This is a genomic window from Streptomyces sp. f51 (assembly GCF_037940415.1).
Classification (GTDB): Bacteria; Actinomycetota; Actinomycetes; order Streptomycetales; family Streptomycetaceae; genus Streptomyces.
The window spans coordinates 3,105,147-3,120,614 of record NZ_CP149798.1 but is presented as its reverse complement, the minus strand read 5'-3'; the positions used below and the strand labels follow the sequence as shown (position 1 = coordinate 3,120,614).

Sequence of the window (15,468 nt, the reverse complement as noted above, 5' to 3'; positions counted from 1 at the left end):
TGGGGACGGCACAGGGGCCCGTCGTCCCACGGACGGCCCGGGGTTCCGTGGGACGACGTCGTACACGTACACGCCGCGGGGTCTCAGCCCTTGACGCTCTCGCTCTCCAGCGCCTCGCTCGCGTCCCGCTGGCTCGGGATCGCCGCGAGCACCGGCGCCGTGGCCGCCCGGCGTTCGTCGGCCACCGCGCACAGGGCGCGGGAGGCGTCGTTGAAGCGGACGACGGACGGCGGGTCGGAGGGACCCAGCAGATGCAGCTTGAGCTCGGCGCGGGCGGCGGCGTACGGGTCCTTCTCGGGCTGCCGCACGGCCTCCAGCAGAGCGGGCACTCCGGAGGCGTCCGGCGTCAGGACGGCGCCCGCCCGGACGGTGGGGAAGGTGTCGCGGAACTCCTGCTCGGGAAGGCCGCTGGTGTTCGCGACGGCGTACGGCTTCTCGCTCGCCAGGTAGTCGGAGATGACGCTGGAGACATCGCTGACCAGCACGTCGGCGGCGTTGAAGCAGGCGTAGACGGTCGGCCGCGCGCCGATGACGATCTGGTGCTCCCACGCGGGGAACGAGGCCCAGTGCGCGGTCTGCCAGGCGGCCGTCGCGGCGGCCACGGCCGCGGCCCGGCCGGGTTCCGGCACGGTCTGGAGCAGCATCCGCTCCGCGTCGTCCGCGCCCGCCCGGAACGAGGACGTGGTCAGCCGCTCCAGTTCGGCGGTACGGGCGGCCAGGTCCGCGGCGGCGGAGGGCGCAGGACGCTCGCCGGAGTGCTCCGTGGACCGCAGGACGTTCGCGGCGCGGATCATCTCCTGGATGCGGACGTTGGCCGCTCCCGCCTCGGGAATGACCGAGCCGGTCAGCGGGTGCGGCTTGTACAGGAGCCGGACCTTCGGGTCGGCCAGGAGGGCGCGGACGATGTTCTCGCCGGCCTCGATGATCGAGGTGTTGCCCGGGTTGCCGTCCCAGCCTTCCCAGGTGGGGGCGTAGAGGACCGTGGTGTACGGGCCGGCGGGCGCGCCGGTGTGCGGCTCGATCGCGTCGAGCTGCGGGCGGCCGATCTCCACGACGTCCTTGTCGTCGATGCCCACGTTCGCCAGGGCGTACCGCTCGCGCGCGGCGGGACCCGCGACCCACACCTCGTCGTACGCCTTCGCGTACGGGTTGCAGCTGGACAGCTTGTCGCTCTCGCCGTGGTTGACGAAGGCGTGCTTGATGGTGGGGATGCGCAGCACCTGCGAGGTCTTGCCCGAGTTCGACGGGTGGATCAGCATCTTGAGCGTGGACTGCTCGAGCCGCATCAGGTCGGCGACCTTGGGCAGGCACACGATCGGTATGTCGGTGGACGCGATCTGCTTCACCATGAAGCGCTCGCGCAGCACGATCAGCGGACGGCCCTCGAGGCGGGAGAGCGGCTCGAGCCACATGTTCGCCTGGTACGCCGAGCTCGTGCCGCCGGAGAAGTACATGCCCACCGTCGGCCCGTACTCCGCGAGCCATGCCTCGATCCACTCCAGCGCCTGCTCGCCCGTCGCGGGCCTGCGGCTCGGCAGCAGCCGCAGCAGCAGGATGACGACGGCCGCCGACGCGAGGGCGGCGGACACGGCGATGCCCCCGGCGGCCCACCAGGCCGAGTCGCCCGCGACGGTGATCAGCAGACCGGCCATCGAGGGCAGGGAGAACATGAGGAGCCGCTGTCCGGAGCGCTGCATCAGCAGGGCCGGGGGAGCGGAGCTCAGACCCAGCGCCGAGGCGTCGATGTTGCGGGTCACCACGGGCAGGGTGCGGGTGCGGCGTACGAGGATCGCGAGCGCCTGGCACGAGAAGTGCAGGGTGTAGAAGAGCAGCAGACCGCCGACGAGGGCCAGGTACTTCGTCTCGTAGTCCTGGTCCTCGATGCGGATGAGGCCGGTCACCAGCAGCAGGTCACGGATGACCTGGCGCACGAACACGGTCGCGTGCAGCCTGCCGAGGGCGGCGGCCGTACTGCGCTGCCACCGGTGCATGGCGAAGTCCGCGGCCAGTCCCACGGCGGTCGAGGCCACGAGCAGGGGAATGCCGGGGAGAAGGGCTCCTACCGCCTGCCCGGCGAACGACACGGCGAGCACCGTGGGCAGGAGGAGGCGGGCCGCTGCGACGCGCAGCCGAGCGGACACAGATGTTGCTGACACTTCGCGGGCTCCAGGCGACTCAACATCCTTGGGCGTGGACCTGCCGGGAGCGGGATCGGATGACCACGGGCCGGAAGCCGAACGGTAAGGGATGTTCTTACTTCGAGAAGGTGGTCGGACTTTACCTGCTGGATGGCCCGGATTCACCTGTGAGCCTGGCTGTTTTCACCTGAGCCCGCACCGCCGCCGACGATGTACGGATTGGGTGCGAAAAGGTCGCCCGGATCGCGAATGCGGGGGTTGGGTGAGCTTTGCGGATGTCGTGGCGTCCTTCCTCTACCGGCTGGGCCAGGCGGCCTTCCGGAGGCGCCGCTGGGTCCTGCTGCTGTGGTGGCACTCGTGGCCGTCGTCGGCTTCAAGGGCGTCACCGGCGCGGGGCTGCCGGAACAGCTCAGCTCGCTCACCGCCCGCGAACGGGAGGTGATGGTCATGGCCGCCCACGGCATGTCCAACACGGAGATCGCCGACGAGCTCCACCTCAGCCCCCTGACCGTCCGCACCCACATCCAACGCGCCATGACCAAGCTCCTGGCCCGCGACCGGGCCCAACTCGTCGTCGCCGCCTACCAGTCGGGGCTCGTCCAGTCCGGCCCGCCCGCCGCCCCCTGACCCCGGCGCCGTCACAGCGTCGCCCGTCCGTACAACCGTCCGGTGCCATGGGATGTCTGACGCAACGCACCGGCTGTTCCACCGACGTGAACAGCCAGGGGAGGCGCTGTCACGCATTCCCCAACAGAAGGTGAATTTTTTACAAGGATCGGGTGTGCAACTCTTACCCGCCTTTCCGAGTCGAACTGGCATACAGGTCGCCCATCGGGGCGAACGTCTCGGATGAGGAAGTACCGCCCATGGTGATCCGTCGGTTGTGTGGAGTCCTGCGCGTGAGCGGGGTGATCGACCTGCTCCTCGTGCTCCTGCTCGCTGCCGGCTTCGTCGCGCTGCCCGTCGTCGCCCTGCTGCCGTCCCTGTGGGGCTTCGTGGCGGCGTCGGCCGTGACGTACGCGGTGGACGAGGTACTGCACACGCGCGCCCCGAGCTTCGTCCGCCGGCTGGCGGCGCTGCACCTCGACCGGACCATGCGGTTCGCGGTCCGCACGGTCATGCTGCTCGCGCTGGCCAGCCGGATGGAGGCGCCGGGCGGGTGGCTGGTCACCGCTCTCGCGGTCGTCAGCGCCCACTTCGCGATGATGATGCTGTACACGGCGGTGCACCACGCCATCCGCCGGCGCCGGGTACTGCCGCTGATGGTGCGCAACCTCGACCTGAGCGCGCTGCCGATACCCCGGCAGCCCCCCGCCGTCCTGTTCAGACGCCACCTGCGCAAACTCCTGCACCTTGACCTGCCCGCCCACGCCGGGCTCCTCGCCGCGCTCGCCACCGGCACCTGGGAGCCGGCCTGCGCGGGCTTCGCGCTCACCGCCGGTGTGACCGCGGCGGCCGTCCTCGCGCTGCTGGGCCAGTACCGCAGGGCGCGCCGGATGCCCGTACGGGACGAGGTGTTCGCCGAGGTCAACCGTCAACTGGCCGCGTACCGGCCGCAGGTGGCCCTCTACTTCAGCTTCGCGGCCGTCTCCCGTGACTTCATGTACCAGGTCAACATGTGGATCGAGACGCTGGAACAGCTCGACCTGCGTCCGGTGATCATCCTTCGGGAGACCGCCTCGTTCCGCCATCTGAGCCGCACCTGGATCCCGGTCGTCTGCGTACCGAAGGCCGACGACCTGGCCGAGCTCGAACTGTCCGGCGTCCGGGTCGTGCTCTACCCCGGCAACGCGGGCAAGAACGTCCACATGCTCCGCGTCGCCGAGGCCAAGCACGTGTTCATCGGCCACGGCGACAGCGACAAGCTCGCCAGCAGCAACCGCGTCAGCAAGGTGTACGACGAGATCTGGGTGGCCGGCCGCGCGGGCCGCGACCGCTACCAGCGCGTCCGCCACGCGATCAGCGACAGCGCGATCGTCGAGGTGGGACGCCCGCAGCTGTCCCCGATCCGGCTGCACACCGACCACGTCCCCGGTCCCCTGCCCGTCGTCCTGTACGCGCCCACCTGGGAAGGCTGGAGCGACGACGACTGCCACACCTCGCTGATCCCGATGGGCGTGCCCCTGATCGAGCGGCTCCTGACGGAGAACGTACGGATCATCTACAAGCCGCACCCGCTCACCGGCAAGCGCTCGGCCCAGGCGGCGGAGGCCGACCGGACGATCCGCGAGCTGCTGCGCGCCGACAACGAGCGGCGCGACCCCGCGCGGGCCGAGGCCGCGGCCCTCGCCGTACGGCCCCGGCTCCAGGAGATCCGGGCCCGCCTCGACGAACTGGCCGGCCGTCTCCGCGGTGACGCCGCCGAGCAGATGCGGCAGGCCCGGGTCCCCGACCGGGCCGGAGCGGCCGAGTGGCAGAACCTGCGCGCCGAGTGGCACCGGGTCTTCTGGGAGAGCCGGGGCGCCGACCGCCACAACGTGATCCTCGGTCAACTGCCGAACCTCTACGAGTGCTTCAACCAGGCCGACATCCTCATCAGCGACGTCTCCTCGGTGGTCGCCGACTTCGTGGCCGGCCTCAAGCCGTACGTCCTCACCAACGCCCGCGACCTGCCCGACGAGGAGTTCCGGGCCGCGTACACCACCGCGGGCGGCGCCTACCTCCTCGACCGCGACTGCACCCGGCTCCCGGAGATCCTCGACTCGGTGCGCGCTCCGCACACCGACCCGATGGTCCTCGAACGCCGGGTCCTCAAGGAGTACGTCCTGGGCGCCGACCGTCCCAGCTCCATGGAGCGCTTCAACTCCGCCGTCAACGCCCTGGCCGCGAAGGGGGAGGCGGAACAGTCCGAAGCCGCGACGACGGCCGACCGGGACATCCCCGCGACGGCCCCGTAGCGAACCGGCCCCGCCGGCCGACGGGTGTGCTCCGCCGGCCGGCGGGTGTGCTCCCTCGGCCGGTGGCCCCGGTCGGCCTTCCGGCACCTGCGCCGGAGCCGTACCTCCAGGTCGCGGCGAAAGGGGACCGCTGCCGTGGCTTCTCACACGATCATCTAGTCTTCGCTCGCTCACCCGCCATGCCCTGCACACGGTTCGCACACGCCGGACGCACGGGCGGCACCCACTCTCACCCACCTTCATTCCGGGGGTTTCGACACCGTGCGTCTGCGCACTCTTCCGGCCGCCGCCGCTCTCGCGGCCCTGTTCGGCTCCGTGGTACTCGCCGGCCCGGCGTCCGCCGACTCCAGCCGGTCCCTCGCGCTCTTCGACGCGAACGACACCGTGGTCGACGGCGCGCACCAGCATGTCTTCATCAGCGACGCCTACAACAACCAGATCGTCGTCACCGACCTCACCGGCAAGGTCGTCACCACGCTCACCGGTCTCTCCCAGGTCCGCGACCTGGAACTGAGCCCGGACTCCGGCACGTTGTACGCCGCCGTCTACGGCGCCGACAAGATCGTCGCCATCGACACCGGGTTGCTCGCGCAGACCGCCGAGTACCCGACGGGCGACGGGACGACGCCTTCCCGGCTCGCCTACGCCGACGGCAAGCTGTGGTTCGGCTACGGCGACCAGTGGGAGTCCGGGCTCGGCGAGATCGACCTGGGTGCCGAGACGCCCACGGTGACCCTCGACCTGGCCGCCGGCCACGACTTCGCGAGCCCGCCGGTGCTCCACGCCGACCCCGACAACCCGGGCACGCTGCTCGCCCTCGACGCGGGGATCAGCTCCGGACCGATCATCGTCTACGACATCTCCTCGGGTACTCCGACGATCCGCGTCTCCGCGGAGAAGGGCGGCTTCTACAACGACGCGGCCCTCACCCCCGACGGCCAGAACGTCGTCGTCGCCGGCCCCGGAACCCGGGCGCTCACCGAGTACCGCCTCTCCGACCTCTCCGAGGTGCGCACCTTCCCGACCGTCTCGGAACCGGAGACCGTCAGCATCGCCCCGGACGGCACGGTCGCGGCCACCGTCCTCGACACCGACAACGTGGGCGACACCCTCGTCTTCAGCACCGACCCCGCCCGGCCGGCGAGCGTCCGCAACCTGTCGCGCGACTGGATGCCCTGGGGCGGGCACTCCACCACCTGGTCGGCCGACGGCTCGAAGCTGTACGTGCTGACCGGGAACAGCGGCTCCATGCAGTTCCAGACCGTCGACGCACCCCGCCTGTACGCCTCCACCCTGACGGTCGACGCCCCGACGAAGGCCACGCGCGCCGCTTCCCTGACCGTCAAGGGCAAGCTGACCGCGAACCTGGCGCTGCCCGCGGGCACCCCGATCCAGGTCACCCGCACCGACCTGGACTCGCCGAACGGCAAGTCCCTGGGAACCAAGTCCCTGGGCGCGGGCGGCACTTACTCCTTCACGGACACCCCGCCGGCCGGCGGCAAGGTGAAGTACACGGTGACGTACGCCGGTGACAGCACGCACACCGCGGCGACCGCCACGGACACCGTCGACGTCTCGCGCGCGACGCCCACCCTGACGCTGAACAACAACGGCAAGGCGTACGACTACGCGCAGTCCGTCACGTTCACGGCGCACCTCGGCACCACGTACAAGAACCGCACGGTCGAGATCTGGGCCAACCCGTACGGCGCCGACAAGCCCGACAAGCTGGTGAAGACCGGCACGGTCAACTCCAGCGGCAACGTCTCCGTCACGCTCAGCCTGACGCGCAAGACCGCGCTCACGGCGAAGTTCGCGGGCGACGCGCGCTACGCGCCGAAGACGACGGCCAGCACGGTCGGCGCCAGGGTGAAGGTGTCGACGGCGCTCGGCGGCTCCTACAAGACCCACTTCACGTGGAGCCACACGTATTACTACTTCCACCAGTCCAAGGACCCGGTCGTCACGACCACGATGACGGCCTACCCGAACCGCAAGCAGCTGCTCCAGATCCAGGGCTACGCCGGCGGCGTCTGGCAGACGACGGGCAAGCAGTACTTCAAGCTCGACTCCGCGGGCAGGTCCGTCGTCACGCTCACGGGCACCCCGCCCACCGGCGTCCGCTTCCGCGTCCGCGACTCGTACGTCAGCGGCTCGGGCGACAGCGTGAACACGACGACCTACGGCGCCTGGAAGTACTTCACGTTCACGCGCTGAGAAGAGGCACGGCCGTGACGCGGCGGACGAATCCGCCGTGAGAACGACAAAGGGCCGGCCCGGGAGAAAACCCCTCCCGAGCCGGCCCTTCTGTCTGTGCCCCCGGCGGGCTTCGAACCTGCGACACCCGCTCCAGGGATTCGCCCGGCCCGACCGGTCCACGCTCGCGAGATGTCCCCGACCGATCCGCCGGTGGTCCGGGCCGCCTTCTCTGCGCACGGGCCTGCTGTACTGGCGTCATGTTCTCGCCGCAGCGGTTCCGAGATGCCCAGCACACGAAGTACGACTTCATTGATCATGTGCTCGTGAGCTGTCCGAAGTGCGCTGGGATTGCGCACGTTGCCCCGACGGTACCGGCGGCCGAAGGTGAAGTTCCTTCCGTATTCGCGCGCCGCCGCCTCGTCTGTAGGGCGTGCGGTCTGTCGCGAGATGCTGCTGGGGGAGCCTTCCGCCTCTTCCGGGGGCGAGGCGAAGCCACGGATCCCTACTTCGGTCTGCCGTTGTGGTTGCAGACAGAGACGCGACACGGCCGGCTGTGGGCCTACAACCCGGAACACCTGGAGCTGATCCGGAAGTTCGTACAGGCGCCGTTGCGTGAGCGAGCACCGTGGGACGCGCAGGTGAAAAGGATGACCCTCGTCGCGCGGCTACCAACCTGGACCAAGAGCGCGAAGAACAGAGATGAGGTTCTGCGCGCCATCGACCGGATCCGGTCGTCCCTCGCCTGACGGGCTCGGAGCTGCCGCGGGTCATGGTCGGTTGCTGTCGTTGCGGTACTTCACCGCGGTACCGCGGATCGACTTCCGCTGCTACGAGTTCCCCTTGCAGTCGGCTTTGATGGTGAGTTCGTGAAGCACCTTGCCATCGGTACCCAGGAGAGGTGCGTTCGTGCGTGTGACGAAAACCGCCCAGGTGCCGCGGGCGAGCAGACTCTCGTCCGTACCCCCGGAGTGAATCTGCTTCCAGCCGTCTGCCCGAAGGGCCGCTGTCACATCCTCTCGGGAGTGCGCCGCATTCTTCGCCGGTACGAAGCCGTCGAGAAAGATCGAGCAGTAATCACCGGACGGCTCTTCTTTGCCGTCTCCTCTGAACCCACCGGGCACGTCCACCCGCGCCGCCGCTTGAAGCAGCTCCCCACGGACGTTCTCGAATTCCTTGCGGTGCTGTGCCGCTGAAGGGTCGACGCTCACCTTCGCTCGGCTCGGGGAGGGCTGGGGGGTCTGGGCGCCTCCGCACCCTGCGATCAAACCGATCAATGGCAGGAGACGGGCGAGACGGGGGAGGGCATGGCGCATTCCGAGATCGTAAACCGCTGGTCAACGGGCTGAGATCGTCAAGTACGAGACAAGCGTCACGGAACATTCCGTCCAGCCGCTGCGGATCACCCGGGGACACCACGTGAGGTCGGCGGACGGCTTTGGGGCCGGAGCCGCCATGGACCGAGTGATCACGGCCCCGTAGGCTCCCGGCGAGTCTGGGCTGGTCTTTCGAGGGGATGACGTGATCAAGCGGGTGCACAAGGTTGCCGGGATGGTCTTGACGGCAGCCGTCGCCATATGCGGATGCGGCGGTACAAAGTCCGAGGAAGCGAAGCCCCCTTCGAGACCTACGTCGACGGCGACGGCAAGCCCTGACAGCCTGGCCGGCACGCCCGGCACCCAGGCCGCCAACGATGAAGCCGATCCGCCGCTCACCGGCAATTGGGTCTATCTCAGTGCCGGGAGCTTCGCCAGACTCCTCGTCGATGGCCAGCATGTAGAACTGCTCGGCAAACACCACTGTCGAGGCAGAGCCTCCAAAGAAGACGGGCTGTACGTCATCAGGCTCAAGTGCGATGACGGCAACACCGACCGGACTGTAGGGCGGGTGTACGGGCTGTCACGGGATTCCATGACCGTTGATTGGCAAAGGTTCGGAGCAGAAATCTTCCGGCAGACCCAGCCCGCTTCCGGCAAGAGCGGCACGGGCGAGTAGAGCCGTCGTCGCCGAGTCCGCTGGCCTTCGCGTGATCCGGCTGCATGACGCGCGGCACGGCACGGCCACTCTTCTCACGGCGGCCGGAGTCGCGCCCCGCGTCGTGAGGGAGATCCTGGGGCACGCGCAGATCAGCACAACTACGGGCGTGTCCAACGACGTTCCCCTCTGTCCAAGACGCGGAGCCCCAGGACGTGACAGTCCTGGGGCTCCGCGGTCCTCAGAGAGCGGACTCGGGTCCGCCGCTTTCGATGAGCGCGCGGGCGGCGACCACGACTTCTTCCTTGAGCTGCTCCAGCGGAGTGCTCCAATCGGTGTTCCAGTCGTCCAGCTCACTGGCACAGTGGACGATCGGTTGCAGGCGATCGGGATAGCCGAGTTCTGACGCCGCTTCGACCCATATGAGGTTGGCACCGGTCGCCGGGTCCAGGGAGCCGTCGACGATCTGAGCGGCCAGCCAATGGGCCAAGGCCCACCTTGCGGCGACCGGGTCCGCCGGCACCTCGAATCCCAGCCCCAGCTCGTCCACGACGTGATCGAACAGCTCCCGTGCCTCGTGCTCCTCACGACGGCCCAGGCCGGCGAGAAGGGCAAGCGACGGGGCATCGACGTCGGCAAGAAGAGCGTCGAGGCCGGCCTGGATGAGGCGGTCCGAGCCGACGTGGTGTCCGAATGCCCGAGCTCGCACCAGTTGCCTCAACCGGTCGAGGGCCTCATCTCTTGTCACGCCGGATGCGCTCCGTCCCGTCCCCGTTGATGTCGGAACCAGTTGGCAAAGGCCCCGGACCATGATCGGTCCGGGGCCTTTGCCCTGGTGCCCCCGGCAGGATTCGAACCTGCGACACCCGCTTTAGGAGAGCGGTGCTCTATCCCCTGAGCTACGAAGGCGTGGATCGTGTGCGATCCGGTAGCTAGCCTAGCGGATCCCGGGTGGGGGCTGGGAAGGTTCCCGTTTGGGCAGGTGGGGCGCGGGGGCGTCAGCCGGCGGGGAGGTTCGAGAGGGACGGGCGGGTCAGGTGGAGCATGCGGGTCAGCCACAGGTCGCCGGACTGCTGGGGGGAGGGCCGGCGGGGGGTTGCCGGGGTGGTGCGGGGCAGGGCGGTCGTGCCCGTGATCATCGACAGCATCAGCGCGGCCGCCGTGCCGACATCGACACCGGGGAGCAGCGAGCCGTCGTCGCGGGCCCGGGCCAGGATCGCGTTCAGGGCGCCGAGCCAGTTGCGGTGGCAGTGGAGTGACGGATCGTCCGGGGTCCTGATCTCCTGGGCCAGACGCGCCCCCGCGCGGACGGTCGTGTCGGTCTCCAGAAGACTGACGAGCGTGTGGGCCATGGCGGTGGCTATCTCGAAGGCCGGAGCCTCCAGCCGCGTCAGCTTCACGAGCGCGTCGCCCGACACGGCGCAGGCCTCCGCCTGGACGGCGCGGGCGAGGTCGGACTTGGCCGCGAAGTGGAAGAACAGGGCCCCCTTGGTGACCTGGGCGCGTGCGCTGATCGCGGACAGGGTGGCCCGTTCGTAGCCGGACCGGTCGAACACCGCCGAGGCGGCCCGGATCAGGTTGCGCCTGGTTCGCTCGGACCTCTCCTGCCTCACCACGACGAGACCACCCGGACGCTCCTTGTCGTTCGGCTGCCGTTTGTCCTGCCGCAAGCGACGCTAGGAACCTGGTTTTGGATCTGTCAACGGGGCCCCGGTCGCGCAGATCATCTTCACGCCACTGTGGTAACTCCCCTGATTTCATTGTCTGTTGAAGAGTCTCGGGCGCCGGATCAGGTCGGCCGTACCCGGAGGAAGCGGCCTGCGGTCCGCAGATCCGCCTCGATACGGGCCGCCGTCGCGCGGAGTTCGGGCAGGACGTCGTCGACGCAGGCCTCCGCCGTGCGGCGGCTGTTGTGCATGGCGACGTTCACCGCGGCCACGGTCCGTCCGTCCCGGTCGCGCAGGGGGACCGCGATGGACCGCAGCCCCTGTTCCAACTCTCCCTCGACCAGCGCGTATCCGGTCTCCCGCACCCGGTCCAGTTCGGCCCTGAACCGCTCCGGGGTCATGGCGGCCGCCCGGGAATCCGTGTCCGCGGCGCCACCCGTCAGCGCCTCCAGTGCGCGGGCCTCCGGAAGATCGGCCAGGATCGCCCGGCCCAGCGAAGTGGCGTACGCGGGCACCCGGGTGCCGACGGTGACGTGGACGCTCAGGACGCCGCGGGTCGAGACGTGCCCGGTGTACTGGATCGCGTCGCCCACCGGCACGGCGAGCGACACCGAGTCGTGCAGCCGCTGCGAGAGCTCGGCCAGATACGGGGCCGCGATCTCGGGGAGCGAGACCCGCGAGAGTGGCGGGAAGCCGAGCCCCAGGACACGGGGGGTGAGGCGGAAGACCTCGTCGTGCGTGGTGACGTATCCGAGGTGTTCCAGGGTGGTCAGGGCGCGGTGAGCGGTCGCGCGGTCGAGTCCGGTCGCCCGGGCGACGGCCGTGAGGCTCAGTTCACCGCGGCCCTCGCCGAAGGCCGTGATCACGGTCAGGCCCCGCGCCAGCGACTCGACGAACTCCCGCCCCAGCTCCTGCTCGGAGGCGCCGGACCAGTCGGCGAGCCCGGAGGGGGTGGTCGCGGTCCTCACGGACCCCGGGTTCGCCGGGATTCCCGACCGCCCGGACGCCACCCCCAGACCCCGCGCGTCCGGTGCGTCCAGCGCGACCGCTCCGTCCGGGGCACCCCGCGCCTCCAGCGCGTCCCTCTCCAGTGCCCGTTCCATCTCCGCCACCGCCGCCCGCAGGCGCGGCAGCAGTACGTTCCGCAGTCCGGCCGCGTCGTGCCGGCTCGTATGGCTGACCACGTTCACCACACAGGCGATCCGCCCCGCCTCCCGTACGGGCATCGAGACGGCGACGAGGCCCGGTTCGATCAGCTGGTCGTCCAACGCCCAGCCCGCACGGCCCGCTTCGGCCGCGCGCTGCTCGAAGTCGTTGCCGACGGTGGGGCGTTGGGCGGCCGGGAAGGCCGAGTCGTCGGACCTCGCCCCGTACGGCCGGCTCCGTGCCGGTACGGCCGGGAAGCCGCGGTCCTCCGGATCGGCCGCGCGCCGCTCGCGCCAGCGCGTCCACTCCTCCTCCGTCCACTCGGACGCGAACAGGGCTCCTGGCGCGGTGCGTTCGGCGGGAAGCAGGTCGCCGATGCGGAAGCTCAGGGACATGGCGCGGCGCCGGGTCGCCTGATGGATGAAGCGGATGCCGTCCCGGTCGCGGACGGCGAGGGACACCGACTCGTCGAGTTCGTCGGCGAGGGCGTCGGCGTGCGGGTCCAGGACGCGGGGGAGCCGGAGTGCGGCGAGGTAGGCGTTGCCGAGCTCCATCAGACGCGGGGCCAGGACGGCGTCCCGGCCGTCGAGGCGTACGTATCCCATGCGCGCCAGGGTCGCGGTGATCCGGTCGACGGCGGACCGCGTCAGCCCGGTGGCCCGTTCGAGTCCGCTGAGGCCGGCCGCCCCGTCCGCCTCGGTCAGCCTCCGCAGCACCGCGATCCCGCGGATCAGCGGTGTGACCGCCTCGTCGGGCACCTCGGACCCGGCGGTGGCGGAATGAGCCGCGGCGGACCGTGCCGCGCCGGACCCGGCAGCCGTGGGCCGGACGGCCGTGGGGCCCGTGCCGGTGCCGGACACCCCGGACAGCGCGGGGCCCGACGGCCTGGGGCTCGACGGCCCGGAACTCGATGGCAGGGGGCTGGAAGACATGGGCTCTCCGATGGGGCTCTCGGAAGAGCCACGGTAGTGCCGGCCGCCCTCCCGAGCAGGTCGGGCGCCTTTGGGCATCGGTCCGGCCCGGCACGCTCCTCCGCGGCTCGCCCTGTGGTCAGCGGCGGGTCACGTACACCCGGTAGTTCCCGGCGGAGTCCGCCGACGCGACCTGGACGGTGATGCCCGCCCTGCCGGCCTTGAAGGTCTCACCGGGCGAGAAGGGGGCGTCGGAGAGTTCCGCCTGGACGTTGGGCGACCGGGTGCATCCGCCGCTGTCGGGGTGGGAGTCGTACACCGTGATGGGCCCGTTCCCGGTGTCCACGTCCGCGTCGACCTTGTAGACCAGGATGCCGGGACGGCAGACGGCGGAGTCGTTGCCCGCGCGGGTACGGAGTTCGAGCACGTACCCGCTGCGGGGGCCGACGGGTATGACGACCAGCTTGGCGCCGCCCCGCCGGGCCATCGGCGTCAGGGTGTACTCGCCGGTGCCGCGCGCCGTCGCGCAGCCGACCTGGGAGGCGTCGAGCCAGCCGAGCTTCCACTTGTGCCAGCCGAGCAGGTCGTTGTCGGCGCCCCAGTCCTCGCTCATGATGTCCCAGTGCCCGACCGCGCCGCCGCCGTCCTGGGTGTAGAGGTCGGGCAGGCCGAAGGTGTGACCGTTCTCGTGGGGCAGGACGCGGTAGCCGGTGTCGGCGTAGGAGCCCGAGCCGTCGTCCTGGCGGCTGTAGACGAAGGACGCGTTGGCGACGGGGACGCCGTCGGCCACCGGCGCCTCGGTGTTGCCGGCGAAGGTCACGGACAGCACGGTGTCCAGCGCGGAGGGCCCGGCGTTCGGTGTGACCAGCACGTTCAGGATGTCGTACGACCGGAAGTCGACCTCGGGATCGGCGGTGGCCACGATGTCCTGGACGAGTTCCCGGTACCCGGGGTCGAAGGGCGCGCCGCGCTCTATCCCGTACGCCTTGAAGGGCTTGGGCATCCGCAGCCAGTGCCGGACGGGGGCCTCGGGGCGGTAGTCGAGACGGCCGTAGGACGCGGTGCGGAACCAGTTCTGTGTCTTGGGGAAGAACTCGTCGTAGCGGTCGAGGGCGCTGCCCTTGCCGGGCGCGTCGGAGAAGTCGACCATCAGCGTCAGGGCCCGGAGCGTGCCGGTGGAGCGGGCGTATCCGGGGGCGGTCGGGATCCCCTCGCCCATCTGGACGCCCGACGGGCCGCTGATCATGCAGGGGCCGAGCCCCGTGGAGCGGGCCAGCGCCGTGGAGCCCGCCGTGGCGGAGCCGGCCGTCAGATGTCCGGTGCCGGCGGAGGTGCTGACCGCCAGCGTCAGAACGGTCACCGTGGCCAGCGCGGCCACACGGCGCGGGCGTATGCGGCGGCTGGACGGCTGCATGCAGGGGCCCTTCGCTCCACGGCAGCCACCGGTGTCCGACTGCACCCTTTCGATCACCCTGTGTCGCCGACGCGCCGGGCGCGCGCTGGATGAGCCCGATCGGGTTCATCCCCCGGAGGGGGCGCGGAAGGAGGGGAGGAGCGGCGAGCAAGGGGGGAGGGAGGGGGGGCAGGCGAGGGGATGTGAGAACGGTGAAAGGCGAGGCGGAAGGGGCAGGGGAGACGGGCGGCTGAAGCGGAAGAAATGCGTGTGACGCAGGTCACACTCATTAGTTCCGGATCAGGGAAATAACCGGGGATCGTTTCCCCGTTTAGCCATACGTCCGAGCGAAACGGGGACCGAATCCCCGGATCGCACCAAGGCTTCGAGACACTACGAGGAGTACGCCGTGGAGACCGCCACCCCCGTGCAGCGCCGAGTGGCCCGGCCGCGCGCCGACGCCCTGCGCAACAGGGAGCGGATCGTCGCCGCCGCCCGCGAGATGTTCGTCGAGTTCGGCGCCGACGTGCCGTTCGACGAGATCGCCCGCCGGGCCGGTGTCGGCAACGCCACGGTGTACCGCAACTTCCCCGACCGTGACGCCCTCGCCCGTGAGGTCGTGTGCTCGGTCATGGACCGCACCTCGGAGTGGGTCGAGGAGGCGCTCGCCGTGGACGGCGACGCGTTCGAGGCGCTGAGCGGCTTCGTGCACTTCGCCGCCGACGAGCGGATCGGCGCCCTGTGCCCGATGCTCTCCGAGAACTTCGACCAGAACCACCCCGACCTGGTCGCCGCGCGCGACCGGATCACCGTACTGATACAGCAGTTGATGGCCCGCGCCCGCGAGGCCGGACAGCTGCGCCCCGATGTCGAGCTGGGCGACCTCATGATCGCCGTCAGTCAGCTCACCAGGCCGCTGCCGGGCACCGCGTGCCAGGGCATCGACCGTTTCGTCCACCGTCATCTCCAGCTGTTCCTGGACGGCATGCGGGCCCCGGCCCGATCCGAACTGCCGGGAGTGGCAGCCGACTTGGAGGCACTGCGACGAGTGTGACCGCCGTACAGCTCACCTAGCCCGCACAGCCGTCACGACTCGAACCCATCGCGTGTGAGGCGCGCCCGTCATCAGGGACGGGGCCTGCCGAG

11 protein-coding genes, 1 tRNA gene and 2 pseudogenes are annotated in these 15,468 nt (G+C 70.3%); 7 read left to right on the top strand and 7 right to left on the bottom strand.

The annotated features are described in order from the left end of the window. Window positions 1-83: 83 nt before the first annotated feature. Window positions 84-2,156: a hypothetical protein gene (locus WJM95_RS13625; RefSeq protein WP_339129921.1), complete on the bottom strand. Its 2,073-nt coding sequence runs from the start codon at window positions 2,154-2,156 to the stop codon at window positions 84-86. A 381-nt stretch (window positions 2,157-2,537) separates the two neighbouring features. Between WJM95_RS13625 and WJM95_RS13620 the strand changes: the two are divergent. The 4 genes and pseudogenes from WJM95_RS13620 to WJM95_RS13605 all read left to right on the top strand — a co-directional run. Beyond that, window positions 2,538-2,765 (top strand): annotated as a pseudogene (locus tag WJM95_RS13620) (helix-turn-helix transcriptional regulator); the annotation flags it as partial. Window positions 2,766-3,037: 272 nt separating this feature from the next. Continuing rightward, window positions 3,038-5,035 (top strand): hypothetical protein, encoded by a 1,998-nt coding sequence (locus WJM95_RS13615; protein ID WP_339129920.1) that lies wholly within the window; start codon window positions 3,038-3,040, stop codon window positions 5,033-5,035. A gap of 261 nt (window positions 5,036-5,296) precedes the next feature. Continuing rightward, window positions 5,297-7,252, top strand: coding sequence for an Ig-like domain repeat protein (locus tag WJM95_RS13610; protein ID WP_339129918.1), 1,956 nt, complete (start codon window positions 5,297-5,299; stop codon window positions 7,250-7,252). Between the two features lie 239 nt (window positions 7,253-7,491). Beyond that, window positions 7,492-7,980 (top strand): hypothetical protein, encoded by a 489-nt coding sequence (locus tag WJM95_RS13605; protein ID WP_339129917.1) that lies wholly within the window; start codon window positions 7,492-7,494, stop codon window positions 7,978-7,980. An 81-nt stretch (window positions 7,981-8,061) separates the two neighbouring features. Here WJM95_RS13605 and WJM95_RS13600 read toward each other — a convergent pair whose 3' ends face one another. After that, window positions 8,062-8,442 (bottom strand): hypothetical protein, encoded by a 381-nt coding sequence (locus WJM95_RS13600; protein WP_339129915.1) that lies wholly within the window; start codon window positions 8,440-8,442, stop codon window positions 8,062-8,064. 310 nt (window positions 8,443-8,752) lie between these two features. Between WJM95_RS13600 and WJM95_RS13595 the strand changes: the two genes are divergently transcribed. Further along, window positions 8,753-9,226, top strand: a complete 474-nt coding sequence (locus WJM95_RS13595) for a hypothetical protein (RefSeq protein WP_339136050.1) — start codon at window positions 8,753-8,755, stop codon at window positions 9,224-9,226. Between the two features lie 7 nt (window positions 9,227-9,233). Beyond that, window positions 9,234-9,368 (top strand): annotated as a pseudogene (locus WJM95_RS13590) (tyrosine-type recombinase/integrase); the annotation flags it as partial. Between the two features lie 78 nt (window positions 9,369-9,446). Here the strand turns inward: WJM95_RS13590 and WJM95_RS13585 are convergent. The 5 genes from WJM95_RS13585 to WJM95_RS13565 all read right to left on the bottom strand — a co-directional run bounded on the left by WJM95_RS13585 (window position 9,447) and on the right by WJM95_RS13565 (window position 14,343). Continuing rightward, the gene (locus tag WJM95_RS13585) at window positions 9,447-9,953 is read right to left on the bottom strand and encodes a hypothetical protein (protein WP_339129914.1); all 507 of its coding nucleotides are present in this window, start codon (window positions 9,951-9,953) and stop codon (window positions 9,447-9,449) included. 85 nt (window positions 9,954-10,038) lie between these two features. Further along, window positions 10,039-10,114, bottom strand: a tRNA-Arg gene (locus WJM95_RS13580). Window positions 10,115-10,203: 89 nt separating this feature from the next. Beyond that, window positions 10,204-10,875, bottom strand: coding sequence for a ScbR family autoregulator-binding transcription factor (locus WJM95_RS13575; RefSeq protein WP_339129913.1), 672 nt, complete (start codon window positions 10,873-10,875; stop codon window positions 10,204-10,206). 119 nt (window positions 10,876-10,994) lie between these two features. Further along, window positions 10,995-12,776: an IclR family transcriptional regulator C-terminal domain-containing protein gene (locus WJM95_RS13570; protein WP_339135543.1), complete on the bottom strand. Its 1,782-nt coding sequence runs from the start codon at window positions 12,774-12,776 to the stop codon at window positions 10,995-10,997. 292 nt (window positions 12,777-13,068) lie between these two features. Further along, on the bottom strand, window positions 13,069-14,343 hold the full coding sequence (locus WJM95_RS13565) for a M6 family metalloprotease domain-containing protein (protein WP_339129911.1): 1,275 nt from the start codon (window positions 14,341-14,343) through the stop codon (window positions 13,069-13,071). 388 nt (window positions 14,344-14,731) lie between these two features. Between WJM95_RS13565 and WJM95_RS13560 the strand changes: the two genes are divergently transcribed. Further along, entirely contained in the window at window positions 14,732-15,376 is a 645-nt protein-coding gene (locus tag WJM95_RS13560; protein WP_339129910.1) for a helix-turn-helix domain-containing protein, read from the top strand. Window positions 15,377-15,468 lie beyond the last annotated feature (92 nt).

Coding starts and splice junctions, on each gene's coding strand:
- WJM95_RS13565 (WP_339129911.1), bottom strand. CDS start 14,343: ATGCAGCCGTCCAGCCGCCGCATACGCCCGCGCCGTGTGGCCGCGCTG.
- WJM95_RS13605 (WP_339129917.1), top strand. CDS start 7,492: ATGTTCTCGCCGCAGCGGTTCCGAGATGCCCAGCACACGAAGTACGAC.